The organism is Staphylococcus sp. GDY8P198P, assembly GCF_017891615.1.
Classification (GTDB): domain Bacteria; phylum Bacillota; class Bacilli; order Staphylococcales; family Staphylococcaceae; genus Staphylococcus; species Staphylococcus cohnii.
Genome location: NZ_JAESJQ010000015.1, coordinates 3520 through 5579, shown reverse-complemented (window position 1 = coordinate 5579; position 2060 = coordinate 3520). Strand labels below are relative to the sequence as shown.

The window sequence follows — 2060 nt, the reverse complement described above, 5'->3', positions numbered from 1 at the left end:
TCAATAAAAAAAAAAAAATAAAAAAATCATACACATAAAAAAATAATAATCAAGACGTGTCATATATTGTGATAAAAAAATTAAAAAAATTATTTGCAGTAGAAAAGAAAAATGATAATAGTTTTGTAGCAGAAAAAAAGGAAACACAATCTGAAGAAGTGAAAAAAGAATCAATTGTTAAAAGAAGTGAGAAAGAGCAACGTATAATTGATTTGGCTTATGAGGCATATGAAAAGTATGCAAATATTTCTTTAGCTGATAGCGTTGAAGAAAGAGAGATTGATGTACCTTACAATTCTTCAGATGATGAGGATATAGTTAGATTTATTAGAAAACAGCCTAAAGGAACGCCTAAAAAAATTTATTCGTTATGTAATGTTGTAGGTGTATCTTACCGTCAAGAAGAGGCACTTAAAGCTGTTGTTGGAGATAATTTATCTTTAAGAGCAGAAAAAGAGCCGACTAATCCATATGATTCCAATGCTATAAAAATAATAGCGGATTATGAGGAAAATGATGAAAAAAAGTCAGTGAAGATAGGTTATATACCGAGAGAAAAAGCAGAAGAATTGGTTAAATATAATAATATTAATGTCACTTTAAGGACGATTTATTTACCAGATGCAATAGCAGTTATGTATCCAAGTAAAGATTCATCTGGGAACGTAGGTTTTAGAATAGATATATGGATAGAGTCTCAAAAACAAAAAAATAAGAAAAAAGTGTTTGAAGAACAACCATATGATTCTAGTATTAAAATGCCGGATAATTTTGCTAGTAGAAATGCTAAAGCTAAAGAATTAGAAGAAGAGGGATATTTAGATAACGCTATTGAAATGTATTTGGAAAATACTTCTGAAGATGATACTAGTCTTTATCCATTTAAAAGATTGGCGATAATATATCGTAAAAGAAAAGATTTCGAGAATGAAATTTTAATAATAAACAAAGCTTTAGATATGTTTGAAAAAAGAAATTATGAACATGATAAAAAGAAAAAAGAAGAAATGGAATTGCGTTTAAAAAGAGTGAAGGAATTAAAAGAAAAAGAAGAATTGAAAAAGAAGGATTGAGTTTTTCTGAAACGAGTTTTTTCTTTTCTTGATCCCTGGGGGAACTATAGCGTTTAACCAGCATGGTTACCCACTTTTTATGCCAATTTTTAAATTTGCATGTAACTGGGCAGTGTCTTAAAAATCGACACTGGTTTTTAGAAAAAATCATTTTGTGAAATCAAAATATATTTATTTGGCTCATATTTGCGTTTTAAGAGCATATATCAGTTTTTGGATATAAAACTATATGATTTACCCCTAATTCTTTAAAATGCCCCCTTAAAATTCAAAATAAGGGCATAAAAAATAAAAGCTACCCCAAAATTGACATAGCTTTTTTCTTTCGTACGGTCTGTTTATTTTTCTTTCGACGCCGTATCGTCGATGGAATTCAAAAAAGTTATGGGCTATAAATCTACATCACTTTTTCAAGAATGTAGTAGCAATATTCAAGACAAATTAATTTTTATAACTGCTCGGAATATCTCAAGCCGTTTCTTTAATTTTGAAATAAAAAATCGACGAAGGTCGATTATGGTTTTCGCACCGTTTGGAACAAACGTATAAGTGCGCCCTTACGGGATTTAACTAGATTATAACGATGAAAAATAGACCTGTAAAGCAATAACTATTGTGATAAAGTTTGTTAAAAAAGGAGGTATTAATTTGATATTTATATATATAATATTTTCGGCTATTTTACTTTATTACGCTTTAAAATATGGAATTAGAAATGGTTTTGTTGACCTTGAAGCGAATAAAGAAGGCTTAGTTTACTATAAAAAAAGCGCTAGTTTACTTGAAGAGATAGGAAATATTTATAGTAGAGTTTCTATATCTAAATCTAAAGAAGCGAAAGCTATCTATAATGAGGCTTTTGACATATTGCTTTCTGAAAAAAAGCCGAAAATTATATTTAAAGAATTAACTGATAAGAAAGAAGAAATTTTTAAATTAAGTATAGATGATTAACTAGCTTTAAATGACGCATTTATGCCGAGAAAA

Annotated in this window: 2 protein-coding genes; both read left to right on the top strand. The window is 28.5% G+C overall.

Going from position 1 to position 2060, the window contains the following annotated elements:
* The first annotated feature begins 68 nt into the window (after positions 1-68).
* A complete protein-coding gene (locus tag KA824_RS10355) occupies positions 69-1073 on the top strand; it encodes an HIRAN domain-containing protein (protein WP_210133266.1) in 1005 nt (334 codons plus the stop codon).
* A 648-nt stretch (positions 1074-1721) separates the two neighbouring features.
* A complete protein-coding gene (locus KA824_RS10350; protein ID WP_049427954.1) occupies positions 1722-2027 on the top strand; it encodes a hypothetical protein in 306 nt (101 codons plus the stop codon).
* Positions 2028-2060: the final 33 nt, after the last annotated feature.